At 65.4% G+C, this 24,276-nt stretch carries 23 protein-coding genes; 17 read left to right on the top strand and 6 right to left on the bottom strand.

The features are described from left to right. Window positions 1–39: 39 nt before the first annotated feature. Both ACOQOU_RS03465 and ACOQOU_RS03460 read left to right on the top strand, forming a co-directional pair. A complete protein-coding gene (locus tag ACOQOU_RS03465) occupies window positions 40–507 on the top strand; it encodes an Lrp/AsnC family transcriptional regulator (protein WP_109766228.1) in 468 nt (155 codons plus the stop codon). A gap of 67 nt (window positions 508–574) precedes the next feature. Beyond that, entirely contained in the window at window positions 575–1,039 is a 465-nt protein-coding gene (locus ACOQOU_RS03460; protein ID WP_346433280.1) for a TspO/MBR family protein, read from the top strand. Here the strand turns inward: ACOQOU_RS03460 and ACOQOU_RS03455 are convergent. The 6 genes from ACOQOU_RS03455 to ACOQOU_RS03430 form a co-directional block, all read right to left on the bottom strand. Next, window positions 1,008–1,316 (bottom strand): hypothetical protein, encoded by a 309-nt coding sequence (locus ACOQOU_RS03455; protein WP_306026396.1) that lies wholly within the window; start codon window positions 1,314–1,316, stop codon window positions 1,008–1,010. The two genes, ACOQOU_RS03460 and ACOQOU_RS03455, sit on opposite strands and share 32 nt — an antisense overlap. 7 nt (window positions 1,317–1,323) lie before the next feature. Beyond that, window positions 1,324–2,523, bottom strand: coding sequence for a geranylgeranyl diphosphate reductase (locus tag ACOQOU_RS03450; RefSeq protein ID WP_306026397.1), 1,200 nt, complete (start codon window positions 2,521–2,523; stop codon window positions 1,324–1,326). A 14-nt stretch (window positions 2,524–2,537) separates the two neighbouring features. Further along, entirely contained in the window at window positions 2,538–3,899 is a 1,362-nt protein-coding gene (locus tag ACOQOU_RS03445) for a BCD family MFS transporter (RefSeq protein WP_306026398.1), read from the bottom strand. Between the two features lie 14 nt (window positions 3,900–3,913). Beyond that, window positions 3,914–4,828 carry a chlorophyll synthase ChlG gene (gene chlG / locus ACOQOU_RS03440; protein ID WP_109766224.1) on the bottom strand — a complete coding sequence of 305 codons (915 nt, stop codon included), beginning with the start codon at window positions 4,826–4,828 and terminating at the stop codon, window positions 3,914–3,916. A gap of 92 nt (window positions 4,829–4,920) precedes the next feature. Beyond that, window positions 4,921–6,357, bottom strand: a complete 1,437-nt coding sequence (gene ppsR / locus ACOQOU_RS03435; protein WP_306026399.1) for a transcriptional regulator PpsR — start codon at window positions 6,355–6,357, stop codon at window positions 4,921–4,923. A gap of 6 nt (window positions 6,358–6,363) precedes the next feature. Further along, window positions 6,364–7,311, bottom strand: a complete 948-nt coding sequence (locus tag ACOQOU_RS03430; protein WP_109766222.1) for a hypothetical protein — start codon at window positions 7,309–7,311, stop codon at window positions 6,364–6,366. Window positions 7,312–7,575: 264 nt separating this feature from the next. On the opposite strand from ACOQOU_RS03430, the gene bchF reads away from it, so the two are divergent. From bchF to ACOQOU_RS03355, 15 genes are all read left to right on the top strand, one after another. Beyond that, window positions 7,576–8,100 (top strand): 2-vinyl bacteriochlorophyllide hydratase, encoded by a 525-nt coding sequence (gene bchF / locus ACOQOU_RS03425; RefSeq protein ID WP_306026400.1) that lies wholly within the window; start codon window positions 7,576–7,578, stop codon window positions 8,098–8,100. After that, entirely contained in the window at window positions 8,097–9,419 is a 1,323-nt protein-coding gene (locus tag ACOQOU_RS03420; protein WP_306026401.1) for a ferredoxin:protochlorophyllide reductase (ATP-dependent) subunit N, read from the top strand. The genes bchF and ACOQOU_RS03420 overlap by 4 nt, the downstream gene beginning before the upstream one ends. Window position 9,420: 1 nt before the next feature. Next, complete coding sequence (bchB, locus tag ACOQOU_RS03415) at window positions 9,421–11,019, top strand: ferredoxin:protochlorophyllide reductase (ATP-dependent) subunit B (protein ID WP_109766219.1); 1,599 nt, start codon at window positions 9,421–9,423, stop codon at window positions 11,017–11,019. Continuing rightward, a complete protein-coding gene (locus ACOQOU_RS03410) occupies window positions 10,994–14,755 on the top strand; it encodes a magnesium chelatase subunit H (RefSeq protein WP_306026402.1) in 3,762 nt (1,253 codons plus the stop codon). Before bchB ends, ACOQOU_RS03410 begins: the two co-directional genes overlap by 26 nt. Continuing rightward, window positions 14,752–15,693: a ferredoxin:protochlorophyllide reductase (ATP-dependent) iron-sulfur ATP-binding protein gene (gene bchL / locus ACOQOU_RS03405; protein ID WP_109766218.1), complete on the top strand. Its 942-nt coding sequence runs from the start codon at window positions 14,752–14,754 to the stop codon at window positions 15,691–15,693. Before ACOQOU_RS03410 ends, bchL begins: the two co-directional genes overlap by 4 nt. A gap of 1 nt (window position 15,694) precedes the next feature. Beyond that, window positions 15,695–16,420 (top strand): magnesium protoporphyrin IX methyltransferase, encoded by a 726-nt coding sequence (bchM, locus tag ACOQOU_RS03400; RefSeq protein WP_306026403.1) that lies wholly within the window; start codon window positions 15,695–15,697, stop codon window positions 16,418–16,420. Beyond that, the gene (locus ACOQOU_RS03395) at window positions 16,420–17,880 is read left to right on the top strand and encodes a BCD family MFS transporter (protein WP_420578836.1); all 1,461 of its coding nucleotides are present in this window, start codon (window positions 16,420–16,422) and stop codon (window positions 17,878–17,880) included. The genes bchM and ACOQOU_RS03395 overlap by 1 nt, the downstream gene beginning before the upstream one ends. Window positions 17,881–17,902: 22 nt before the next feature. Beyond that, window positions 17,903–18,697, top strand: coding sequence for a photosynthetic reaction center subunit H (gene puhA / locus ACOQOU_RS03390; protein ID WP_109766216.1), 795 nt, complete (start codon window positions 17,903–17,905; stop codon window positions 18,695–18,697). Next, window positions 18,694–19,365, top strand: a complete 672-nt coding sequence (gene puhB, locus ACOQOU_RS03385) for a photosynthetic complex putative assembly protein PuhB (protein WP_306026404.1) — start codon at window positions 18,694–18,696, stop codon at window positions 19,363–19,365. The genes puhA and puhB overlap by 4 nt, the downstream gene beginning before the upstream one ends. A 9-nt stretch (window positions 19,366–19,374) precedes the next feature. After that, window positions 19,375–19,857, top strand: coding sequence for a photosynthetic complex assembly protein PuhC (gene puhC, locus ACOQOU_RS03380; protein WP_109766214.1), 483 nt, complete (start codon window positions 19,375–19,377; stop codon window positions 19,855–19,857). Beyond that, the gene (locus ACOQOU_RS03375; RefSeq protein WP_109766213.1) at window positions 19,854–20,159 is read left to right on the top strand and encodes a hypothetical protein; all 306 of its coding nucleotides are present in this window, start codon (window positions 19,854–19,856) and stop codon (window positions 20,157–20,159) included. The genes puhC and ACOQOU_RS03375 overlap by 4 nt, the downstream gene beginning before the upstream one ends. Next, window positions 20,156–21,256 carry a magnesium-protoporphyrin IX monomethyl ester (oxidative) cyclase gene (acsF, locus tag ACOQOU_RS03370; RefSeq protein WP_109766212.1) on the top strand — a complete coding sequence of 367 codons (1,101 nt, stop codon included), beginning with the start codon at window positions 20,156–20,158 and terminating at the stop codon, window positions 21,254–21,256. Before ACOQOU_RS03375 ends, acsF begins: the two co-directional genes overlap by 4 nt. 9 nt (window positions 21,257–21,265) lie before the next feature. Then, entirely contained in the window at window positions 21,266–22,120 is an 855-nt protein-coding gene (gene puhE, locus ACOQOU_RS03365) for a putative photosynthetic complex assembly protein PuhE (RefSeq protein ID WP_109766211.1), read from the top strand. Window positions 22,121–22,133: 13 nt separating this feature from the next. After that, on the top strand, window positions 22,134–23,354 hold the full coding sequence (hemA, locus tag ACOQOU_RS03360; protein ID WP_420578835.1) for a 5-aminolevulinate synthase: 1,221 nt from the start codon (window positions 22,134–22,136) through the stop codon (window positions 23,352–23,354). A gap of 178 nt (window positions 23,355–23,532) precedes the next feature. Beyond that, on the top strand, window positions 23,533–24,273 hold the full coding sequence (locus ACOQOU_RS03355; protein ID WP_306026607.1) for a spheroidene monooxygenase: 741 nt from the start codon (window positions 23,533–23,535) through the stop codon (window positions 24,271–24,273). Window positions 24,274–24,276: the final 3 nt, after the last annotated feature.

The following is a 24,276-nucleotide window of genomic DNA, read 5'->3' as shown; positions in this document are numbered from 1 at the left end:
TATGAATGGAAAATCGCCTGATAATCAGGAGTTTTGCCGATGAACCATGCGATTGAAGCCGATCTGGACCGTTTCGATCGCCGGATCGTCGAGGAACTGAGCCGGGACGGGCGCATGCCGGTGACGACGCTGGCCGGCCGGGTCGGCCTGACCAAGACGCCCTGCCAGACGCGGCTCAAGCGGCTGATCGACAGCGGCGTGATCCGCGGCTTCCGCGCGGTGGTCGATCCGCGCCGCATCGGGCGCGAGCATGTCGCCTTTGTCGAGGTCAAGCTGAACGACACGACCGAGGCGGCGCTGACGGCGTTCAACAAGGCGGTGGCGGCGCTGACCGAGATCGAGCAGTGCCACATGATCGCCGGGCCGTTCGACTATCTTTTGAAGGTACGCACGCGCGATATTGCCTCCTATCGCCGGGTGCTGGGCGAGAAGATCTCGGCGCTGCCGCATGTCGCCAACACCTCGACCTATGTGTCGATGGAGGCGGTCAAGGACACCGGCGCGTAAGCGGCCTCGCTCTTGCGGCCTGGCTGTGGCAAACTATGTGCGGCGCAGCAAGCGTCCGGAGAACGCCATGATCAGCGCCATCGTCTATGCCCTTCTGGTCACCGTGGCCGCGGCCTCGGGCGGCATCTTCAAGCCCGGCGAATGGTACGAGAAGCTCGACAAGCCCGGCTGGACGCCGCCGAACTGGGCGTTCCCGGTCGTCTGGACGATCCTGTACCTGATGATGGGGGCGGCGGGCTGGATCGTGTGGCGGCTCGAGGGCTTCGGTATCGTCACGGTGCTTTGGCTGGCGCAGCTCGTCTTCAATGCGCTGTGGTCCTACCTTTTCTTCGGCATCAGGCGCATGGACTGGGCGCTGATCGATTCGGGGGCCATGTGGCTGACAATTGCCGCCTTCATCGTTCTGGCTTGGCCGGTCTCGATCACAGCGGCGCTTTTGTTCGTGCCGTATCTGGTCTGGGTGAGCGTCGCGTTCGCGCTCAACAAACGGGTGCTGGATCTCAATCCGGACGCGGTGCCGACACGCGTCTGAAGGCGCGGTGGCGGAACCACAGTTCCGCCAGATGCATCACAAAGCCCAGCGACAGGAAGCCGGCGATCGCAAGAGCGCCATGGCCGATCAGGGCCGAGCGCAACGCCGCCATCAGCGCCAGCCCCGAAAGCGTGTTGAAGATCAGCGTGCGCCGCGCGGCGGGCGTGCGGTAGACGAACAGAAAAACCGCCAGCTCCAACAGCAGAACCGCCATGGCGATCTCAGCCAGCCGGCCGGACGCGGCAATTTCGGCCAGCCAATCGGTGACGAGGGTCACGGAGCGCTCAGGTCGTGCGGGCGAGGCCGAGAAGCTGGGCGGTGTCCTTGACCATGATCTTGAGGTGGGCGAGCGGGTCGCGGCGCACCAGCTTCTTGTTCAGATAGCCTTCCCAGGTCAGGCGCTGAACGTCCGGGTCGGCGCACATGGTGACGAACTTCTCGCGGCGCTTGTCGGAGGAATACCAGAAATACTGCATCATCCCGAGCACGAAGAAGACCTTGCCATGGTCCTTCATGAAGCGCTTGCGGGCCGACTTCAGCGCGGTCGCCCGCTGCGTTGCGATCGCCTCCAGGGCGGCGTCGGCGCACAGGCGCCCGGTCAGCATCGCGTAATAGATGCCTTCGCCGGAAGAGGGGGCGACGACACCGGCCGCATCACCCGCCAGGACGATGTTCTTGCCATTGTCCCAGCGCCGCATCGGCTTGAGCGGCAGCGGCGCGCCTTCCTCGCGCACCGTCTCGCAGTCGGTAAGCCCGGCATCCTCGCGCAGCTTGCGCGTCGCTTCCTTGAGCGAATGGCCTTTCACGGCCGAACCGGTGCCGACCGAGGTGTGATTGCCATGCGGGAACACCCAGCCGTAAAAATCCGGCGAGATGCGGCCGTCATAAATGACATCGCAGCGGTCGGCGCGGAACTTCGCCGGATCGGGTGTCGCCGGGGATTTGACGATCTCGTGGTAGGCGAAGACGTAAGGCGGCTGCCTGGCCTTGTCGAACGCGGTCCGACGCACGGCGGAGTTGGCGCCATCGGCGCCGATCAGCATGCGCGCGGTGATCCGGTGGGTCTTCGATTTGTCCGCCTTGTCGGCAATGTGCGCGGTGACCGTGCCGTCGGCGTTCTGGTCGAGGCCCTTGAACGACCCGACAATGTAGTCAGCGCCGGCCTGCCGGGCGCGCTCGCGCAGCCAGGGGTCGAACTTGTCGCGATCGACCATGCCGACATAGCCGATATTGCCGATCGTCATGTCCACAGACTTGCCCGAGGGCGCGATGATGCGGGCGGCATGAGCCTTGGAGACGAGTTGCTCCTGCGGGATGGCGAACTCGCTGATCGCCTTGGTCGGGATCGCGCCGCCGCACGGCTTGATGCGGCCTTCCTTGTCGACGAGCACCACATCGTGACCCTGAACAGCAAGATCGTGCGCTGCGGTCGCCCCGCCGGGGCCGCCGCCAATGACGATGACATCGTGGATATGGTCGGACATGGGGTCTTTCCTTCCTATTCGGCCGGCGCGAGCGGCGCGTGGCCGGCCGGTTGCCGCCGGTTGGCGGTGGCGACGCCGATGGATGTGGCGATCATCGCCGAGATCAGGAACAGCACCGCCTCGCCGGTGAAGACGACGGCAAAGGACAGGGCGACATCGCCCGTCAGCCAGCGCGTTACGTCGATGGCGACGGTGCCGACGAACCCGCCAAGGCCGAAGGCGATCGCCTGCGCGGCGCCCCAGACCCCCATGCGGATGCCCTCGCGCGATTTGCGGCCCTGGCCGGCCAGCGTCATCATCGTGCCGATGGCGGCAACGGCGAACATGCCGTTGGCAAAACCGAGCGCGAAGACGTTGACTTCAAGCGGCCAGGCGGGGGCGGCGCCCGCTGCAACGGCCAGAAAGCCAAGCGCCAGGCCGGAGCCGAGGCAGCCGGCCACGGTGAACAGTTTCAAAAGACCCGGCCGGCGCGCGGAAAACAGGCTGCCGATGATGCCGACAAAGGCCATGCCGAGGAACACGCCGGCGTGGTGCATGCCGCCAAGCGCGGTGGATTCGCCGGGCGTGTGGCCGAACAGGAGCCCCGCGAACGGCTCCAGTATGAGGTCCTGCGTCTGGTAGGCGAGCATCGAGACGAAGACGAAAACGGTGAAGATCCGAGCGGCCGGATCGTGCCAGATCTCGCGCAGCGCCTCGCCGAAGGTCGCGCTGTGCCGGTCCGCTTCGCCGGGATCGCGGATCTCGGCGGTGGTCCGCTCGATGCCGAGGACGGCAAGCGCGGCGATGGACAAGGCGATTGTGCCGGATATCGCGGTGATGATGACCAGCCGCATGTGCGAATAGGGGTCGAGGAAGACCGACGAGACGATCGCGGTGATCACGATGCCGGCGATCATCATCATCCAGACGAGCGTCGCCGCCGCGGGCCGCCGCTCGGGCGCGGTGCGGCTCGCCAGAAGCGCCAGAAGCGACGTGCCGGACGCGCCGATGCCAAAGCCGATGAATGTGAAGGCGACGAGCGCGGCGGTCATGCCGAGCCAGAAACCCTGTTCGAACAGGAGCGTCGTTGCCGCCGCCCCCGTGCCGGCAATCGCCAGCAGCGCGAGGCCGCCGAGAATCCAGCGTGTGCGGCTGCCGCCCCTGTCGGAGGCATGACCCCACAGGGGCCGTCCGAGCTGCACCGCATAATGCAGGCCGACCAACATGCCGGGAACGACCGCGGCGAGCGAGAGTTCGACGACCATCACGCGGTTGAGCGTCGAGGTGGTCAGGACGACGATCGAGCCGAGCGCCGCCTGAACCAGGCCGAGCCGGACGATGGCAACCCAGGAAAGGCCCGGCGTGCGTGTCAGGAACAGGGCGCGGGTCTGGAACATCTTGTCGTGCCTCCTCAGACCGTTGGAGCTGTCGCCGCCCGCAAGGCGAACGCGGCGATCATCATGCCGGTGACGTAAAGGCCCACGCCGATGGCGCTGAACCAGACATCGAATTTGAGCGGGTTGCCCACGAAGCGGACCATGGCGCCGGCCTGGACCAGCAGCAGCACGGCAATCGCCGCGGCGTGCCATGGCATGGCAAGCGCGAAAAGGATGGCGATCACAATGGCTTGTGGAACCGCCATGACGAGGCTTGCGACAAGCGCGGCGCGCTTTGCGCCCAACTGTACGGGCAGGCTGCGCACGCCCATCTGCGTGTCGCCCTCGATCGCCTTGAAATCGTTGATGGTCATGATGCCGTGGGCGCCAAGGCCGTAGAGCAGGGCGACGACGAGCACCGGGCCGGGCGGGAGAGTTCCGAGCGCGGCGGCGGCTGCCGTCATCCAGGGCAGGCTCTCATAGGAAAAGCCGACCGCGCCGTTGCCCCACCAGCCATTCAGCTTCAGGCGGAAGGGCGGCATGGAATAGGCCCAGGCGAACGCGATTCCGATCGTCGCCGCGACCAGGACCCACGGGCCGAGCAACGCCGCCACGGCAAATGAAAGGACGGTCCATATCAGCGCGATGTAAAGCCCCCAGCGGCCGGGCATGCGGCCCGACGGGATCACCCGGTCGGGCTCGTTGATCGCGTCGACATGGCGGTCGAACCAGTCGTTGATCGCCTGGCTGCCGCCGCAGATCAGCGGGCCGGCCAGGATGATGCCGCCAATGATGTAGGGCCAGCGTTCGGGGCTGACGGCGCCGACCGAAACCGTGCCGCAGGCATAGGCCCACATGGGGGGAAACCATGTGATGGGCTTGAGCAGCGCCAGCACCGCGCTCGGCGCGGGAAAGGCGGGCCGTGTCTGGGGTGCGGTGGTCGCGTCCATGCCGGAACGCTAAGTCTGACAGGCGAAAGTGTCAATCAGAATTGACAGTATGAACTGTCAAAAATGCGCGCCAGTTGACGCGGATGCAATGCCTAGCTGGATGCGTTGCCGAAATCCTCGAGACCGTGGCGGCGAAGCTTGATGTAAAGGCTCTGGCGCGACAGGCCGAGCATGTCGGCGGCCGAGGCCCGATTGTTGTCGGTCTGGCGCAGGGCCGCCTCGATGCACATCTTCTCGATGACATCGACCGCCTCGCGGATCAGGTCCTTGAGCGGCACGCGGCCGACCAGTTCTGCAAAGTCGGACGATCCGCTCTCGACGCCGGGCGCGGGCACGGCGAACTGGCTGTCGCGCCGGCTCGCTTCGGTGATGAAGACGCCGATGCGCTGATCGTCGGCATCGCCGCTCATGCGCGCGGCGGACACGGCAACGGTTCGGGTGGTGCCCAGCTCGTCGCGGATGACGGTGGAGAACTGGCGGACTTGGCCTTCCTCGCGGACCCGCGACAGGAGCACCTGCAGATCGACCGAGGAGGCGCCGAGCCAGTTGTTGAGATTGCGGTCGACCACCAACGACTTGTTGAGGACGTGGATGAGGTCGAGGAACGGGTCGTTGGCGATGCTGATCATGCCTTTGCGGTCGATCAGCACCAGCGCCTCCGGGAAGCTGTCCAGCAGAGCGGTGTCGGCGCCCTCGGGGGCTGCATGGGCGCTGGCCGCGGCGGCGGGGACCAGCGACAGCATGAGGTTGCCGCGGCCGCTTTCGCGATAGGGTTCGATGACGCCGAGCAGCGGTTCGGGATGGCCGGCAGCTCGGAGCGTCAGGTTCTGCCGGGTGCCGCCGTGGCGCGCCGCATTCAGCGCATCGGTCAGTTTCGCGCGGTCCTCACGCTCGATCAGCTGCAGCACCGGCTTGTCGATGATGCGTTCGGCAGGCTGGTGCAGAAGGTTGGCGCCGGTCAGATTGATGTCGATGACCGCGTGGCTTTCGCCGTCGATGACGATGATCGCCTGCGCGGTCTTGTGGAAGATGGTCCGGTAGCGGCTCTCGGCGTCCCTGATCTTGCGATACTCGGTCTCCAGTTCGGCCTGGGTCCGCACGAGCTGCTGCTGCAGTTCGGACAGCTTTCGCATGTCCTCGCCCAGCGCCAGCCGCCACGGCATGCCTTCGACGGTCAGAAGCGTGTAGTCGACGGGCAGATCCTGCATGCCGGATGCGGGATGGTTGACCTGACGGCGCCTTGTCGTGCCGGTCTTGGCGTTTTCCTCGATCAGCGCGTCGATCTTGTCGACGCATTCGACGGTCACCGTGTCGCGCCAGGCGCGGCCGATCCAGTCGTCGATGCCGTAACGTTCGAGCGATGGGTCGCGATAGGCAACATCGATAATGTCGCCCTCGGCCGACAGGAGCAATGACACGTCGGCGCCGACGGAGGCGAGAAACGCACTCGCTTCAGGACCGGCTTGGTCGAAAAGCCGGGCGGACCGGCCGAAAATGCGATGATTGTGACGGGAGACCTGCTTTTCCATCAGCGCTCATCCGGCCCTTTCGATAGGCTCTTTTTTCGTTTCGCGGTCCGGTAATGCCGTCCGGACACGCCGGTCGGCCAGCAGGGATTCCGCAATGCCGATCGCGCCATAGGCCGTGTCGCACACTTGATCAACTCCCAGACGCACCATCCAGCGCCGGTTTGCGGTGCTGGCAACGCCGCCGGCGATGACGGCCGGGCGCTCGGCGGCCGGCATGGCATCGATCGCCGACATGGCCGCGGCGGCCATCCGGTCGAGTGCGCCGGTCGACCAGGACAGGCAGACCAGATCGTAGCGATGGCGCGTCAGGTGGCCGGCTAGGTCCGACGGCGTTTCCTGCTGGAGCATGCGGGTCACCCAGCCGCGTGACCGGAACATCTCGTCGAGCACGCAATGGCCGAAATGGTGGTCCTCGCCCGCCGGAAAGGTCAGAAGGGCATGGCCGGTCTCGTTGCCGTCGGTGGGGCGCGGCGCGGTCGCCAGGGTCGTGCGCAGCAGTACCTGGAGACGGCCCATCGCCATCGTTACCGCCCAAAAGCTGCGCGTGTCGTCGCACCAGTCATCGCCGAGCGACCGGGCAACGCGCTCGAAGAGCATCAGCTTGGGCCGCGCCGCGGCTTCCTTGCGCAGAAGACGCCGGACGGCGGGATCGGCCGCGACATCGCCACGCTCGTAGAGGGCGGTCTTGATGCTGTCGATGAGGGCTGCGTCGGTCTCCGCGTCGGCGCCGTCGGCGCGCTGCGGATTGCCGAACCGGCGGCTGGTCCGTTCGAATATCGCGGTGCCGATGATCCGGTGGAACCGGTGCCGGTCGGTCCCGTTCAGCGCCGAGCCGCGCGAACCGCTGTAAAGATCGATTCGCGTGCCGGCATGCACATGGGCGCCGACCCGGTCGGCATCGATGGGCATGGGGTGTTCGTCGAACCCCGAAACGTCGTCTCGTTCTTCCGTCATGGCTTGTTACGCGGCGTGCCGCGTTCCCGATCGCGCATGAAGATGGCCACGCTACGCGGGCCCCGATTTTCCTGCCAGGGACGGCGACCGGTTATTGGCCGGCACCCGGCTTTGCGCTCGTGCGACCAACCCCAACGGATCAAGGATGGAACAGCGATGCGCGATTGTAAACAAAAATAAACGTCAATTAAAGTTGACACTTTGCAAAATGGCGGTCTAGATTTCTTCCCAGGTCAGGGAGGATGGCTTGAAGCCGTTGCGACGATGACGCGCCGAACCCGAAACAGCGCTGCATTCCAATTGTATACGCCCGAACAGCGCGTGCGCCGCGACAATTCGCGCTGGACGCTGGTGCAGGGCATACTCGCGCCCGTTCAGTTCGCTGTCTTCGCGGTCAGCCTGATCCTCATCCTTCGCTATCTTTGGACGGGCGAGGGGCTTTGGGCCGCCGATGTATCGATCATCGTCAAGACGATGGTGCTCTACGCCATCATGATCACCGGCGCGATCTGGGAGAAGGTCGTATTCGGCCGCTATCTGTTCGCGCCGGCCTTCTTCTGGGAAGATGTGTTTTCCATGGCGGTTCTGGCGCTGCACACCGCCTATCTGATTGCCACGCTGGGCGGTCTGCTGGCCCCGGTGCCGCTGATGGCGCTCGCGCTGGCGGCCTATGCCGCCTATGTGATCAACGCGGCACAATTTGTGTGGAAACTGCGCCAGGCTCGGCTCGGCGACCCGAGAATTCAGGCGGGCAGGCCGGGCGGCGTGCCCATGGGGGCGGCGTCATGAACCGGCACGTTCCCCCGCACATCGCCGCCGCCGAAGCTCGTGCGAACGGGGAAGGCGCCGCCGGCTGCACCGACGTTGCGCCAATCAAGCAGCGCGGCCAGCATGAAGTCTTCTGTGGGCTGACCTCGATCATCTGGCTGCACCGCAAGGTGCAGGACGCCTTCTTCCTGATCGTCGGCTCGCGCACCTGCGCCCATCTGATGCAGTCGGCGGCCGGCGTCATGATCTTCGCCGAGCCGCGATTCGGCACCGCGATCATCGACGATCGCGACCTGTCCGGCATGGCCGACATGTATGAGGAACTCGACAAGGTCGTCGATCGGCTGATCGCGCGGCGGCCCGATATCCGCATGCTCGTGCTTGTGGGCTCGTGCCCGTCCGAGGTGATCAAGCTCGATCTGGGCCGCGCCGCGCAAAAGCTCAATGCGCGCATGGCGCCCGATGTGCGGGTCCTGTCCTATTCGGGTTCCGGCATCGAAACGACCTTCACCCAGGGCGAGGACAATTTCCTGCATGCGCTGGTCGAGGCGACGCCGAAGGCCGCGCCGGACGCTCCGCGCCAGTTGCTGGTTGCCGGGTGCCTCGCCGATGTCGTCGAGGACCAGTTCACGCGCATCTTCAACGGTCTTGGCATCGACAATGTGCATTTCCTGCCGGCGCGTGCGGCTGGCGAGGTTCCGCCGATCGGGCCGAACACCACGGTGCTGATGGCGCAGCCCTATCTGACCGAGACCGCCAAGCTGCTGGCCCGCCGGGGCGCCGACGTCTTGATCGCGCCGTTTCCGCTGGGCGAAGAGGGCACCACCGCCTGGCTGCGGGCGGCGGCGGACGCGTTCGATGTTCCGTCCGACCGGTTCGATTCGATCACCCGTGCCGGCCGTGAGCGCGCCGCCAAGGCGATCTCGCTTTACCGTGAGCGTCTCGAAGGCAAGCGCGTCTTCTTCTTCCCCGACAGCCAGATGGAGCCGTCGCTGGCGCGTTTCCTGTCGCGCGAGGCGGGCGCCGACATCATCGAAGTGGGCACGCCCTATCTGAACAAGGGCCACATGGCGCCCGATCTGGCGCTGCTGCCCGATACGGTGCGGCTTGCCGAGGGGCAGGATGTCGACAAGCAGATCGACCGGTGCCGCGCCGACGATCCCGATTTGATCATTTGCGGCATGGGTCTTGGCAATCCGTTCGAGGCCGAGGGCCGCACCACCAAATGGTCGATCGAATTCGCCTTCACGCCGATCCAGGGCTACGAGCAGGCGGGCGATCTGGCCGAACTGTTTGCCCGGCCGATCCGCCGCCGCGATCTCCTTCAGGTGGAGGTCTGACATGCAGCTGACCGTCTGGACCTATGAGGGACCGCCGCATGTGGGGGCGATGCGCGTCGCCACCGGCATGAAGGGGCTGCATTACGTTCTGCACGCGCCGCAGGGCGACACCTATGCCGATCTTCTGTTCACGATGATCGAGCGGCGCAAGGAACGCCCGCCGGTCACCTACACGACCTTCCAGGCGCGCGATCTGGGCGCCGACACCGCCGAGATTTTCAAGACCGCCTGCAGGGAGGCCGTCGAGCGGTTCGACCCGCAGGCGATCATCGTCGGCGCATCGTGCACGGCCGAACTGATCCAGGACGATCCGGGCGGGCTCGCCAAGACGCTCGACCTGAACGTCCCGGTGATCCCGCTCGAACTGCCGTCCTACCAGAAGAAGGAAAACTGGGGCGCGGCGGAAACCTTCTTCCAGCTCGTGCGCGGGCTGGCCGGCGGGCGTACGCCCGAACCAAAGCCCGAAGGCGCGCCGAAGTCGTGCAACATTTTGGGGCCGACCGCGCTCGGCTTCCGCCATCGCGACGATGTCACCGAGATCACGCGGCTTTTGGGTGCGCTGGGCGTTGCGGTCAATGTGGTCGCGCCGATGGGCGCGACGCCGCACGATCTGACCCGGCTGCCGAACGCCGACTTCAACGTCGTGCTCTATCCCGAAATCGCCGGAACAGCGGCGCAATGGCTCAAGCGGACCTATCGGCAGCCCGTCGTCGAGACGGTGCCGATGGGCGTCAACGCGACTCGCGAATTCGTCCGCGAGGTGGCCGCGCTCACCGACACCGATCCCGAGCCGGTGATCGCCGAGGCGGACGAACGGTTTTCCTGGTACTCGCGGTCGATCGATTCCAACTATCTGACGGGCAAGCGCGTTTTCATCTTCGGCGATGCCACCCATGCGATTGCCGCCGCCCGGGTTGCCGAACACGAGCTGGGCTTCAAGGTCTGCGGCCTTGGCACATACAGCCGCGAGTTCGCCCGCGACGTTCGCGCTGCGGCTCAGCAGTACGGTGTCGAAGCGCTCATCACCGACGACCATCTGGAGGTCGAGGACGCGATCGTTGCCGCCCAGCCCGAGCTGGTGCTCGGCACGCAGATGGAACGGCACATCGCCAAGCGCCTGAGGATCGGCTGCGCAGTGATCTCGGCGCCCGTCCATGTCCAGGATTTCCCGGCGCGCTATTCGCCCTTCATGGGGTTCGAGGGTGCGAACGTGATGTTCGACAGTTTCGTGCACCCGCTGGTCATGGGGCTGGAAGAGCATCTGCTGGGCATGTTCCGCGAGGACTTCGAATTCAACGACGGTGCGCAGGCCTCGCATCTGGCGGCATTGCATGCCGGGGCGAACCATGAGACCATCGAGATACCCGAAGCCCGGACCGCGCCTGATGATAAAACGCAGGATCTTGTGGCGAATGAAGGCATGGCGGCGAGCTTCGGGTCCCTGTCCTGGACAAGCGATGCCGAACAAGAGCTGAGGAAAATCCCGTTCTTCGTGCGCGGAAAAGCGCGTAGGAACACCGAACTGTTCGCGACCGAAAAAGGCGTGAACCCGATCACGATCGAGACGCTCTATGATGCAAAAGCCCATTTCGGCCGATGAGGTCGGTCGGGCCGCCGCATCACCTGCGGCGACACCGATCCGGATCACCATCGTCACCCTCGACAGCCACATGGCGTCGACCGTCGAGCGCGCGCGGGCGATCCTGCGCCGCGAGCTGCCGGGGCTTTCGCTGAGCCTTCATGCGGTGACCGAATGGGCGGGCGACGAGGACGCGATGGCGCGAGCCCGCGAGGACATCGCGGCCGCCGACATCGTCATCGCCAACATGGTTTTCCTCGAAGACCACATCAAGATGATCCAGCCATGGCTGGAAGAGGCCCGCGAGACCAACGACGTCATGGTCGGCACGCTGTCGGCGGCCGAGATCGTCAAGCTGACCAGGCTCGGCGAGTTCAACATGGCCAACCCGACCGGCGGCATGCTGGGCCTGCTCAAGCGCCTGCGCGGCAAGAAGACGAAATCCGGTTCGGCCGGCGCCGGGCAGATGAAGATGCTGCGGCAGATCCCCAAGCTGCTGCGCTTCATTCCGGGCAAGGCGCAGGATGTACGGGCCTACTTCCTGACCATGCAGTACATGCTGGCCGGCTCCGACGACAACATCGCAAACTTGGTCCGGTTCCTGATATCGCGCTACGCCAAGGGTCCGCGCGAGGTGCTGCGCACGATCGTCAAGCCCGCCGATCCGGCGATCTATCCCGATGTCGGGCTCTACCACCCCAAGCTGAAAGGCCGCGTGACCGACGATCTGGCCGCCTATGAGCGCGCCGCGGGCCGCAAGGGCAAGGCCGGCACTGTCGGCCTTCTGGTGATGCGCTCCTATGTCCTGGCCGACAACACCGCGCATTATGAAGGCGTCATCGACGCCTTGCAGGCCAAGGGCCTGAAGGTCGTCACCGCGTTCGCCTCCGGGCTCGATGCGCGGCCGGCAATCGAAAAATACTTCATGAGAGATGGCCGGGCCGCCGTCGACAGCGTGATCTCCCTGACCGGATTCTCGTTGGTCGGCGGTCCGGCCTACAATGACGCGGTGGCCGCCGAGGAGCTGCTGGGCAGGCTCGACGTGCCCTACATCTCGGCCTTTGCCAGCGAGTTCCAGAGCCTGCAGCAATGGGGCGGCGGCGAACAGGGGCTGACGCCGATCGAGGCGACCATCATGGTCTCGCTGCCCGAGATCGACGGCGCCACCGGACCGATCCTTTATGGCGGGCGCAATGACGGGTCGGGCCCGTGCGCCGGCTGTTCGCGGCGCTGCACCTTCGACAACCGGATCAATGGCCGCGACATGCAGTGCTGCCCCGACCGGGCCGAGATGCTGGCCGACCGGGTCGCAAAGATCGTCGCGCTGCGCCGGCGCGCGCGGGCCGACCGCAAGATCGCCGCGATCATCTACAATTTCCCGCCCAATGGCGGAGCGACGGGCACGGCTGCCTATCTGTCGGTCTTCCGCTCGCTGCACAACACGCTCAAGACGCTGAAGGCCGAGGGCTACAGCGTCGAGGTGCCTGAAAGCGCCGACGCGCTACGTGACATGATCCTGGGCGGAAATGCCGACAGCCACGGCACGCCGGCCAATGTCGCCGCGCGGATCGATGCGGACACCCATGTGCGGCGCGAGCCGTTCCTCGCCGAGATCGAGGCGCAGTGGGGCCCGGCGCCGGGCCGGCAGCAGACCGATGGCCGCGACATCTTCGTGATGGGCCACCATTTCGGCAATGTCTTCGTCGGGGTCCAGCCGGCCTTTGGCTATGAGGGCGACCCGATGCGCCTTCTGTTCGAGAAGGGCTTTGCGCCGACCCACGCGTTCGCCGCCTTCTACCGCTATCTGAAAGATGATTTCTGCGCCGATGCGGTGCTGCATTTCGGCACCCATGGCGCGCTCGAATTCATGCCGGGCAAGCATGCGGGCCTGTCCGGCGATTGCTGGCCGGACCGGCTGATCGGCGATCTGCCCAATCTCTATCTTTATGCGGCCAACAACCCGTCCGAGGGCGCGATCGCGCGGCGCCGGTCGGCGGCGACGCTGATCAGCCATCTGACGCCGCCGGTCGCCCATGCCGGGCTCTACAAGGGTCTGGCGGATCTCAAATCCACCATCGATCGGTGGCGCGGGCTCGAACCGCAGGCGGTCACCGAGCGCAACGAGCTTGCGATCGCCATCAAGGCGCAGGCCACCGCGCTCGATCTGGTGGCCGAAGACGCCGAATGGGGCGAGGGAGGCCATGCCGAAATCCCAAGCCTGATAAAGGATTTGGCCGAGTTCGAAGAGACTTTGATTCCGCATGGTCTTCATGTCGTCGGCGAGCCGGTTTCCGACGATGAACGCCGCGACCTGCTCGAAGCGGTCAATGTCGCGATGGGCGAAAACGGCGTCGGCGATCTGGGCATCGACGGGGCGCTGGAAGCCTATCAGCAGCAGGGCGGACGGGCATCCGAAGCCGTGCAGACCCTGGCGCGGCTCGATCACGATTTGCGGTCGGACCACGAACTGCCGGCGCTGGTCCATGCGCTCGATGGCGGTTACGTCCACCCCGTATCGGGCGGCGATATCGTCCGCTCGCCGGCGATCGTGCCGACGGGCCGCAACGTGCACGGGTTCGACCCGTTCCGCCTGCCGAGCGCCTATGCGGTGCAGGACGGGCGCAAGCAGGCCGAATTGCTGGTCGCGCGCTTTGCCGCCGACAATGGCGGCGACCTGCCGAAATCGGTCGCCATGGTGCTTTGGGGCACGGACAACCTCAAGTCGGAGGGGGCACCGATCGCACAGGCGCTGGCGCTGATCGGCGCGGTGCCGCGGTTCGACGGGTTCGGCCGGCTGGCCGGCGCCGATCTGATGCCGCTCGACGAATTGGGCCGCGCCCGCATCGACGTTGTGATGACGCTTTCGGGCATCTTCCGCGATCTGATGCCGCTGCAGACGCGCCTTCTGGCCGATGCCAGCCTGCAGGCGGCGATGGCCGACGAACCGCTCGATCTCAACCCGATCCGGGCGCATGCGCTGGCCTATGCCGAGCAGCACGGCTGCGACATGGAAACCGCGGCGCTGCGGGTCTTCTCCAATGCGGCCGGCGCCTATGGCTCGAACGTCAACATGCTGATCGATTCGGGCGCCTGGGATGAAGAGGACGAGATCGCCGACACTTATACGCGCCGCAAGAGCTTCGCATACGGCAAGGACGGCAAGCCGGTGCAGCGCGCCGAGATGCTGGGCACGATCCTCAAGGATGTCGACGCGGCCTACCAGAACATCGAGTCCGTGGAGCTGGGCATCACGTCGATCGACCATTATTTCGATACGCTTGGCGGCATTTCGCGGGCGATCAGGAAGGCCGGCGGCGGCGACGCGCAGGTCTATGTGGGCGACCAGACCTCGGGCAAGGGCAAGGTGCGCACGCTTGACGAACAGGTTTCGCTGGAAACGCGCACGCGCACGCTGAACCCGAAATTCTACGAGGCGCTGCTCGACCATGGCTATGAGGGCGTCCGGCAGATCGAAAGCCAGGTGACCAACACGCTGGGGTGGTCGGCGACGACCGGCAAGGTCGCACCCTGGGTCTACAAGAACATCGCCGAAACCTTCGTGCTCGACGCGGAAATGCGCAAGCGGCTCGCCGATTTGAACCCGAAGGCCAGCGCCAAGCTGGCCGGGCGGCTGATCGAGGCGTCGGAGCGCGACTATTGGCAGCCGGACGAAGAAACCTGGCAGGCCCTGTGCGCGGCCAGCGAAGAGCTGGAAGACCGCGTCGAGGGAATCAACACCGTGGGAGTGGCCGCATGAACGTGTTTACCCATCCAAAGACCGCCGAGCGGGATGCCCGCGCGCTGGCCAAGGCCGCCGGCAGGGCGGAAAAGGGCGAGGACGGCGAGGGCAGCGTCCAGGTGCATCTGGACCCGACCATGGAGATCGACGGCGCCAAGGTGTTCGCCATTTACGGCAAGGGCGGCATCGGCAAGTCGACGACATCGTCGAACCTTTCGGTTGCGTTCTCCAAGATCGGCAAGCGCGTCCTTCAGATCGGCTGCGATCCCAAGCACGATTCCACCTTCACGCTGACCAAGAGCCTGATCCCGACGGTGATCGACATTCTCGAAGAAGTCGACTTCCACCCCGAGGAGCTGCGGCCGGAGGATTTCGTCTTTGAGGGCTATAATGGCGTGCAATGCGTCGAGGCGGGCGGACCGCCGGCCGGCACCGGCTGCGGCGGCTATGTGGTCGGCCAGACGGTCAAGCTGTTGAAGGAGCATCATCTGCTCGAAGACACCGACGTCGTCATCTTCGACGTTCTTGGCGATGTGGTCTGCGGCGGCTTCGCCTCGCCGCTCCAGCATGCCGAGCGGGCGCTGGTCGTCGCCGCCAACGACTTCGATTCCATCTTCGCGATGAACCGCATCGTCGCCGCCATCAAGGCCAAGTCGAAGAATTACGATGTCCGGCTCGGCGGCGTGATCGCCAACCGGTCGCGCGAGACCGACCAGATCGACCGTTACAACGATGCGATCGGCCTCAAGCGCCTGGCGCACATCCCCGACAGCGACGAGGTGCGCAAATCGCGCCTGAAGAAGTCGACCCTGTTCGAGATGGGCGATCATCCGGAGATCAAGGCGATCCAGGACGAATATCTGCAACTGGCCGAACAGCTCTGGGCCGGCACGGACGAATTGAAGGCCGAGCCGATGAAGGACCGCGACATTTTCGATTTTCTGGGGTTCGACTGAGATGACGACCGCGGACGTCCATAGCGGAACATACGCCAAGCGGCGTGGCGAGCTGGAGGTCTATTTCGACCGGACGGCGGTCGATGGCTGGAAGAAGCTGGTGACCGACGAAAAGGTCAGCCGCATCCGCCAGACGGTGCGCGAGGGCCGGGACCGGATGCGCGCAACGCTTCTGTCCTGTCTGCCGGACGATCTTTCCGGCTGGCGCGTGCTCGATGCGGGATGCGGCTCGGGCGTGGCCTCGTTCGAACTGGCGCGGCGCGGCGCCGATGTGCTCGGCATCGATCTGTCCGAACAGATGGTCGGGTTCGCGCGCGACCGTCTTGCCGAGATCGAGCGCAAGGAGCCTGTGGCCGGGACAGCGCGATTTGTGGCCGGCGACATGCTGTCGGCCGACCATGGCCGCTTCGATGCGGTGTTCGCGATGGATTCGCTGATTCATTACCGCACCGACGACGCGGTCGCGGCCATCGCCGCGCTCGGCCAGCGCACAGAGCGGGCCATGGTGTTCACGATCGCGCCGCGCACGCCGATGCTGGCCGCCATGCACGCCATCGGGCAGATGTTTCCGCGCAGCGACCGCTCGCCGGGCATCGAGCCGGTGCGGCCCGACCGGCTGTCGGGCATGCTCCAGGCGCGCGACGACATGGCAGGCTGGCGCATGGGGCGCACCACGCGCATTTCAAGCGGCTTTTACATTTCGCAAGCAATGGAGGTGCGGCGCTGATGGCGTTTGGCGGCATCCATTATCCGCGCAGGAAGCGTTCGGCCTGGTCGATGTGGCAGAATGTCGGCCCGCGATGGCTGCCGTTCGCCGATGCCGCCACCGAGGATCTGCCGCTCGGCCGGCTGCTGCGTCTTTGCATGTTCCAGATCTCCGTCGGCATGGCCACGGTGCTGCTGACAGGCACTCTGAACCGGGTGATGATCGTCGAACTGGGCGTCGCCACCAGCCTTGTGGCGGCGATGATCGCCATTCCGGTCCTTGCCGCACCGTTCCGCGTCCTGATCGGCTACCGGTCGGACACGTTCAAGTCGGTGCTGGGCTGGCGCCGGGTTCCCTATATCTGGCTGGGTTCGATGCTGCAGTTCGGCGGCCTCGCCATCATGCCGTTCGCGCTGCTGTTGCTGCAATCGCAGACCACCGGCCCCGAATGGGCCGGGCCCGCCGGTGCCGCGCTCGCCTTCCTTCTGACAGGCATCGGCATGCACATGACGCAGACCGCGGGGCTTGCGCTCGCCACCGATCTTGCCGCGCCCGACAACCGGCCGCGCGTCGTCGCGCTGGCCTATGTGATGCTGCTGGTCGGCATGATGGTCAGCGCGGTTGCGTTCGGCTGGATGCTGGCCGACTTCGACGCGATCACGCTGATCCGCGTGGTGCAGGGCGCGGCGGTCGCAACGCTTGTCATCAACGGCATCGCGCTGTGGAAGCAGGAGCCGCGCAACGCCGAGCTGACCCGCGCCGACCGTGCCGTTCCCACCTTCCGCGAAGCCTTCACCGGCTATTGCAAGGACGACCGCACCGTGCGCCTTCTGGTGGCCGTGGCGCTAGGCGCCGCCGGCTTTGCCATGCAGGACGTTCTGCTCGAGCCCTATGGCGGCGAGGTGCTGGGCCTTTCGGTCTCGGCGACCACGCTTTTGACCGCGATATGGGCCGCCGGCACACTCGTCGGCTTCGCGTTGGCAGGCCGCTGGCTGGCCATGGGCCGCGACATGTACCGTCTGGCCGGGCTTGGCGCGATGATCGGGGTCGTCGCCTTTTCCGCCGTCGTTTTCGCCGAGCCGCTGCAATCGCCGACGCTGTTCCGCATCGGCACCGCGCTGATCGGGCTGGGCGGCGGCCTGTTCGCCGTGTGCACCATGCTGGCGGCGATGGAGGTTTCCGACACCACCGACAGCGGGATTGCCATCGGCGCCTGGGGCGCGGTGCAGGCGACCGCGATCGGGGTCGGCCTGGCGCTTGGCGGTTTCATCCGCGACGCGGTCAATTTCGCCGTCGAAGCGGGCATGACCGGATCGGCGCTTTCGGCACCGGCCGCCGGTTACGGCGTCGTCTATCACATCGAAATCGGTCTGTTGTTTGCGAGCCTCGTGGCGCTCGGCCCGCTGGTCGGGCGTGCACGCCGCCGCAGCACGGACCATCAACCAATCCGCCGGTTCGGCATCGCCGAACTGCCCGGATGAACCATGAACCAGGAGAACAACCATGGTTGAAATCACAGGGTACATCGATGTCGCGCAAGTGACGCTCTACGTGTTCTGGGTGTTCTTTGCCGGCCTCATCTTCTACCTGCAGCGTGAGAGCCGCCGCGAGGGCTTCCCGCTGGAAGACGATGCGGGCAAAAAGGACGGCGATTCCTGGCTGTTCACCCCGGCGCCCAAGGCATTCCATCTTGCCCATGGCCATGGCGTCGTGCACGCGCCCAACGGCCGGGGCGATGCCAATGCGGACCCGGCCAATCTGAAAGGCGCGCAGGTCGGCCAGTTCTCCGGCGCGCCGTGGCAGCCTGAAAACGACATGCCGATGCTCGACGGCATCGGCCCCGGCGCCTGGACCGCGCGGGCGAACGTGCCCGACATGCTGCACAATGGCGCTCCGAAGATCGTGCCGATGCGCGAGGACGCGACGATCACCATCGCCGAGGGCGACATGGATCCGCGCGGCCTGCGCGTCGTCGGCTGCGACAGCATCGTCGCCGGCCGGGTCACCGATGTCTGGGTCGACCGGATGGAGCACATGATCCGGTTCCTTGAGATCGAGACGGAAGTCGGCGACGCGCCGCGGCGCGTGCTGGTGCCGATGAACTTCGTCGTCGTCAAAACCCCGCGCGACCGCGAGAAGGTCTTTTACGTGCATGCGATCACCGGCGAACAGTTCGCCATGGTGCCGGGCACCAAAAAGAAGAAAGAGATCACGCTGCTCGAGGAAGAGAAGATCATGGCCTATTTCGGCGCAGGTCTGCTCTATGCGACGCCGGAGCGTCAGGAGGCCTACATATGACAGGCTTCATCGCTCCAGAGTTCGACGAAGGCGCCAATAACGGCCTTCCGGGGCCGCTGCCCGCTGGCGAGCATATCATCTGGCAGGGCCGTCCGAACGCCCGTGCGGTGGGCCGCCATGTGATGAAGACGCGCTGGATCGCCGCCTATTTCGGCGTGATGCTGGCATGGCTGCTGATCACCGGCTTCTATTTCGGCCGTGCCGCGGACGATATCGTCGTCTCGCTCGTGATCATGGCGGCGGCCGGCGCGATCGTTGTCGGGCTATTCGAATGGTACGCCTGGGGCGTCCACAGGACGACGATCTACACGATCACGAGCCGGCGCATCGTTATGAAGTTCGGCGTGGCCCTGCCGACGGCGTTCAACCTGCCTTTCTCGGAGATCGAGGCCGTCGATGTGCGCAAGCGGGCCGGCGGTAGCGGGGACATCGCGCTGCGCTTCAAGCCCGATGTGCGGCTGGCATGGCTTGTCTTCTGGCCGCATGTGCGCGGCCTGCGCATGGGCCGCCCCGAGCCGCAGATGATCGGCCTCGACGATGTGTCCGAGGTGACGGACCTGCTGTCGACGCAGCTCCACGCCCATCTGGCGCGCACGCATGCGGTCGACGAGGCTCCGGTCGCAACGGTCGAGGGCGGTCTTTCCGCCTTCCCGCAGGCGGCGGAATAGGAGACTGAGATGAGCGGTATCCCGGCCAGCGACCATCGGCACCAGCACGGAACGGCAGTCAAGTGGGTTCCCCTGTTGATGGGTGCCGGTCTGGTTGCGTTCACGCTCATCTCGGTCACCTTCGCCAATCTGACCGGGCATGGCGTCGTTCACACGGGCGCCAATGCGATCGTCGACACGGGCCATGTCATGGTCCGGCGCGATGTGTCCGGCACCATCCATGTCGTCGACCCGGCGACGGACACGACCATCGCGTCCTACCCGAAGGCACGCGACCAGTTTCTTGCCGGCGCGCTGCGCTCCCTTCAGCGGATGCGCGGCCCGGCGAGTGAAGAAAGCACCCGCACCTTTGCGGTGCTGCGCATCGGCAGCGGCTCGGTCTTCCTGGAGGACACAAAGACCGGCGACCGCATCAGCCTGAATGCGTTCAACCGCGCGGAATCGCTGGCCTTGGCCGAGCGTGTCGCCGCGCACAATGGAGGACAGAAATGAGTTTGATCGGTCTGATCGCACGGACGCGGGAAGATGTGCCGTGTACGGTCGAAATCAACAACACGTTCGAGCAGTTGGGCGCGCATCTGCGTTTCGACAATGGCGTGGGCGTCGAACCCGGCGACGAGGTGCTCGTGCATGGCGCGCCGGTCTCGGTGCCCTATGGCGAGACCGCCACGTTCGAACGCACCGCCACCATTACCCGCGCCAGCGCCCTTGAACGGGCATGGACCCGCGCGACGGGCGATTTCGAATTCATGGAGCTGTGCGAGTTCAGCTTCTCCGAGGAGGCTGCGCTATGAACACCCATGTCGATACGCCGATCGCCGGCAAGAAGGCCGCCGCGCCGCTCGAGGCGCAGAACGAGACCACCCGCATGGCGCACGAGACGACCATGCTCAATCCGCGCTTCTACACCACCGATTTCGACGAGATGGACAGGATCGACGTCACGCCGGTGCGCGCCGAATGGGACGCGCTGATGGACGAGTTGCGCTCGGACCCCAACAAGGGCCATTTCAAGCGCAATGAGGACTGGGACGACATCGACATCGATGCGCTGCCCGATGAACTGCGCAAGGAGTTCATCGACTTCCTCGTCTCCTCGCTGACCGCCGAGTTTTCCGGCTGCGTGCTCTACAAGGAGATGAAGCGGCGCGGCACGAACAAGGAAATCTGCGAGTTGTTCGGCCATATGAGCCGTGACGAAAGCCGCCATGCCGGCTTCATCAACGACGCGCTCAAGGAGTTCAATATCGGGGTCAATATGGGCTTTCTGGCCAAGGCCAAGAAGTACACCTATTTCCGGCCGAAGTTCATCTATTACGCGACATACCTGTCCGAGAAGATCGGCTATGCGCGTTACATCACCATCTTCCGGCATCTGGAAAAGCACCCCGACAAGCGCTTCCATCCGATCTTCAAATGGTTCGAGGAATGGTGCAACGACGAGTTCCGCCATGGCGAGGCGTTCTCGCTTCTGATGCGGGCCGATCCGAAGCTGCTGGAAGGCCGCAACAAGCTGTGGATCAAGTTCTTCCTGCTGGCGGTCTTCGTGACCATGCATGTGCGCGACTATCAGCGCCCGGCGTTCCACGAGGCGCTCGGTGTCGATATCGACGATTACGACTGGAAGGTCTTCCGCCTGACGACGGAGATTTCAAAGCAGGTCTTCCCGGTCATGCTCGATCTGGACAATCCCGCTCTGGTCGCCGGCTTCAAGCGCATGGTTGCCATCAACGATGCGATGGCAAGGGCGCATGCGCAGGGCGGGGTGGCCGGCCGGATCAAGAAGGGCTGGCACGGGCTGCGCGCCGGGGTCAATTTCGCCCGGCTCTACATGATCCCGACGCTGTCCAACGAGATCCCGGCAACCAGCCGGCTGCAGCCGGTCTGGTAGGGGGCGACGATGGGTCTGGCACTTGCCGCATTCGCCGTTGCCGTGACCGCCTGGTGGCTCGCCACCGGCGCGGTCATCGTGGCGGCGCGCCGGCCGGTGCCCGACCCGCTCTACATGCTGATCCCGGCGTCGGCGCTTGGCGTTGCCGGGATCGCGATTGCGCTTGCGACCGCATCCAGCCTTTCGGTCGCGGCGGTCTATGGCGCCTTTTTCGCCGCGCTGTTGATCTGGGCGTTTCACGAAATCAGTTTCCTGACGGGCCATGTGACGGGGCCACGCAAGACGCGATTGCCCGTCGGAACGCGTGGCCGACATCGCTTCCGCCTGGCCTGGGCGGCGGTGCGCGATCACGAACTGGCGCTGTTCGCCACCGGCGCGGTGCTCTTGGCGGTGCTGTGGGGCGCTGCCAATCCGTTTTGCTGGATGGTCTTCGCGCTGATGTGGGTCATGCGTCTTCTGACCAAGCTGAACGTCTTTCTGGGCGCGCCGAACGCGGTCAGCGAGATCCTGCCGGCGCGCATGGCCTATCTGACCAGCTATTTCCGCACCGACCGGGTGCACGCATTCTTCATCGTATCGGTCGTCATCGTCACGGGGCTGCTGACGGCGAGCGTCTATATGGCCGCCACTTCCGCCGATCCGGCGGCGATCACAGGATGGTCGCTGATGGCGGCGTTCGCGTTTCTGGGTCTGGTCGAACATCTGTTCCTGGTCCTTCCGGTGCGCGACGCCGCGCTCTGGAGCTGGGCGACGGGGCGCACCGGATCGGGCTTCATCCGCCGCGGCCAGGGCGCCGCCAAGCAATTGCAATCATCACAAGAAGACGGCCGCGTTGCCAAAAGCGCAGCGCCGGCCACGGGTTGAAAGGGGAACCGTCATGGACAATTTCGAGCAGCATTTTGAAAGGGCGCTCTCCGGTTTGCACGATGGAGGCAACTACCGTGTGTTTGCCGAGCTTGAGCGCCAGCGCGGGTGTTTTCCGCGTGCGACGCGGCACCGCGGGGACGGCTCGACCCACGATGTGACGGTATGGTGCTCGAACGATTATCTGGGCATGGGCCAGCATCCGGACGTGGTCGCGGCAATGCACGAGGCGATCGACAAGTGCGGCACGGGCGCCGGCGGCACGCGCAACATTTCGGGCACCAATCATGGCCATGTGAAGCTCGAAGAGGAACTGGCGGACCTGCACGGCAAACAGGCCGCGCTGATCTTCACCTCGGGCTATGTCTCCAACTGGGCCGCGCTCGGCACGCTTCTGGCGAAGATCCCCGGCATCATCTGCTACACCGACGCGCTCAACCATGCCTCGATGATCGAGGGGATACGGCACTCGCGCTGCGAGAAGCGCATCTTCAGGCACAATGACTGGAAGGATCTCGATCGTCTGATGTCCCAGGACGATCCGGCCGCGCCCAAGCTGGTCGCCTTCGAGAGCGTCTATTCGATGGATGGCGACATCGCGCCGATCGAGAAGATCTGCGATGTGGCCGACAGGCATGGCGCGCTGAAATATATCGACGAAGTGCATGCGGTGGGCATGTACGGCCCGCGCGGCGGCGGCGTTGCCGAACGCGAAGGGCTGATGGACCGGATCGACGTCATCGAGGGGACGCTGGGCAAGGCGTTCGGCGTGATGGGCGGCTACATCACCGGCTCGAAGAACCTTGTCGATTTCGTGCGCAGTTTTGCCTCGGGCTTCATCTTCACGACGGCCTTGCCGCCGGCGCTGGCGGCGGGCGCGGTCGCCTCGATCCGGCATCTGAAGGCCCATGACGACAAGCGCCTTGCGCATCAGGAGGCTGTGAGGAAGGTGCGCGCCGCGCTCGACCGTCAGGGCATTCCGCACATGGCCAATCCGAGCCACATCGTGCCGGTGATGGTGGGCGATGCGGCCAAGTGCAAATGGATCTCGGACATCCTTCTGGACGATTACGGCATCTATGTGCAGCCGATCAACTATCCGACGGTGCCGGTGGGCACCGAGCGGCTGCGGATCACGCCGACGCCGTTCCACACCGACGCCGACATCGCGCACCTGTCGAGCGCCCTGTGCGACCTGTGGAGCCAGTGCGCGCTGGCACGCGCGGTGGCGTAGGGGCGCAAGGCGTCATTTCGGCGATTGCCCGTCACTTTCGCCCTCTGCCCGCAAGAGGGGTGAGGGGAGCCCGGCAAAGCCGGGCTTGATGCGAAGGTATAGGTTGGATTGCGTAAGGGCAGGGTTACGTTAGACTGTGAGCGCGACGCTCAGGCGGCGGAAAGGTCCGCAACCGACAATGCAGATCGTGACACTCTCGCTCTATCACTTTGCCGGCCCGCCGGCGAAGCTGTGGGCGTTTTCGCAGATGGGGCTGATGCGCCCGGCGGTCGCCCGCATGGAGGGTCTGCGATTTTACAAGATGATGGGCACCGGGGCCGGTGCCGGCTTTTCAACGACGCCTGATCTTTCCACCTACACGCTTCTGTGCGTCTGGGACGATATGGCCGCGGCGCGCAAGGCGCTTGATACCGCCGAGCCTTTTGCCCGCTACCGGGCACGCGCCGACCGTTCCGCAACGCTTCTCATGGCCGCGACGCAGACAAGAGGGCAGTGGAGCGGTGCCGAACCGTTTGCCGTCGATGCGGGAACGCGGCCGCAGGGGCCGATCGTGGCACTGACCCGCGCGACGCTGCGCTGGTCGAAGCTGGCGGCTTTCTGGTCGCTGGTGCCTGCGATCTCCGATATGGCCGAGGCCGACGCGCACCAGCATTTCATGATGGGCATGGGCGAGGTGCCCTACAAGCACCAGATGACCTTTTCGATCTGGGACGACGAGGCGGCGATGCGTGACTTTTCGCTCAACAGTCCGACCCATGGCACCGCCGTCCGGCGTGCGTGGGAGGAGGGCTGGTTCGCCGAATCCCTCTTTGCGCGGTTCAACCTTCTGGGCGTCGAAGGCGCATGGCCGGGTCTCGAGCGGTTCGCCTCGGGCGCCGAGCCGGTGACGGACGACATGCGATCGCGGCAGGCGGCCTGAGAC

The organism is Oceaniradius stylonematis (assembly GCF_965223445.1).
GTDB lineage: Bacteria > Pseudomonadota > Alphaproteobacteria > Rhizobiales > Rhizobiaceae > Roseitalea > Roseitalea stylonematis.
Note: the sequence above shows the minus strand (reverse complement) of the source record. Positions and strands in the feature narration are given on the sequence as shown.

Bases quoted from the DNA above. Each gene is read 5' to 3' on its own strand.
- puhB (WP_306026404.1), top strand. From the start codon at position 18,694: ATGACAGGCTTCATCGCTCCAGAGTTCGACGAAGGCGCCAATAACGGC.
- ACOQOU_RS03430 (WP_109766222.1), bottom strand. From the start codon at position 7,311: ATGACGGAAGAACGAGACGACGTTTCGGGGTTCGACGAACACCCCATG.
- ACOQOU_RS03445 (WP_306026398.1), bottom strand. From the start codon at position 3,899: ATGTTCCAGACCCGCGCCCTGTTCCTGACACGCACGCCGGGCCTTTCC.
- ACOQOU_RS03410 (WP_306026402.1), top strand. From the start codon at position 10,994: ATGCAAAAGCCCATTTCGGCCGATGAGGTCGGTCGGGCCGCCGCATCA.
- bchL (WP_109766218.1), top strand. From the start codon at position 14,752: ATGAACGTGTTTACCCATCCAAAGACCGCCGAGCGGGATGCCCGCGCG.
- bchM (WP_306026403.1), top strand. From the start codon at position 15,695: ATGACGACCGCGGACGTCCATAGCGGAACATACGCCAAGCGGCGTGGC.
- acsF (WP_109766212.1), top strand. From the start codon at position 20,156: ATGAACACCCATGTCGATACGCCGATCGCCGGCAAGAAGGCCGCCGCG.
- ACOQOU_RS03465 (WP_109766228.1), top strand. From the start codon at position 40: ATGAACCATGCGATTGAAGCCGATCTGGACCGTTTCGATCGCCGGATC.
- bchB (WP_109766219.1), top strand. From the start codon at position 9,421: ATGCAGCTGACCGTCTGGACCTATGAGGGACCGCCGCATGTGGGGGCG.
- ACOQOU_RS03395 (WP_420578836.1), top strand. From the start codon at position 16,420: ATGGCGTTTGGCGGCATCCATTATCCGCGCAGGAAGCGTTCGGCCTGG.
- ACOQOU_RS03375 (WP_109766213.1), top strand. From the start codon at position 19,854: ATGAGTTTGATCGGTCTGATCGCACGGACGCGGGAAGATGTGCCGTGT.
- ACOQOU_RS03460 (WP_346433280.1), top strand. From the start codon at position 575: ATGATCAGCGCCATCGTCTATGCCCTTCTGGTCACCGTGGCCGCGGCC.
- ACOQOU_RS03355 (WP_306026607.1), top strand. From the start codon at position 23,533: ATGCAGATCGTGACACTCTCGCTCTATCACTTTGCCGGCCCGCCGGCG.
- ppsR (WP_306026399.1), bottom strand. From the start codon at position 6,357: ATGGAAAAGCAGGTCTCCCGTCACAATCATCGCATTTTCGGCCGGTCC.
- hemA (WP_420578835.1), top strand. From the start codon at position 22,134: ATGGACAATTTCGAGCAGCATTTTGAAAGGGCGCTCTCCGGTTTGCAC.
- puhA (WP_109766216.1), top strand. From the start codon at position 17,903: ATGGTTGAAATCACAGGGTACATCGATGTCGCGCAAGTGACGCTCTAC.
- puhE (WP_109766211.1), top strand. From the start codon at position 21,266: ATGGGTCTGGCACTTGCCGCATTCGCCGTTGCCGTGACCGCCTGGTGG.
- ACOQOU_RS03420 (WP_306026401.1), top strand. From the start codon at position 8,097: ATGAACCGGCACGTTCCCCCGCACATCGCCGCCGCCGAAGCTCGTGCG.
- bchF (WP_306026400.1), top strand. From the start codon at position 7,576: ATGACGCGCCGAACCCGAAACAGCGCTGCATTCCAATTGTATACGCCC.
- chlG (WP_109766224.1), bottom strand. From the start codon at position 4,828: ATGGACGCGACCACCGCACCCCAGACACGGCCCGCCTTTCCCGCGCCG.
- ACOQOU_RS03450 (WP_306026397.1), bottom strand. From the start codon at position 2,523: ATGTCCGACCATATCCACGATGTCATCGTCATTGGCGGCGGCCCCGGC.
- puhC (WP_109766214.1), top strand. From the start codon at position 19,375: ATGAGCGGTATCCCGGCCAGCGACCATCGGCACCAGCACGGAACGGCA.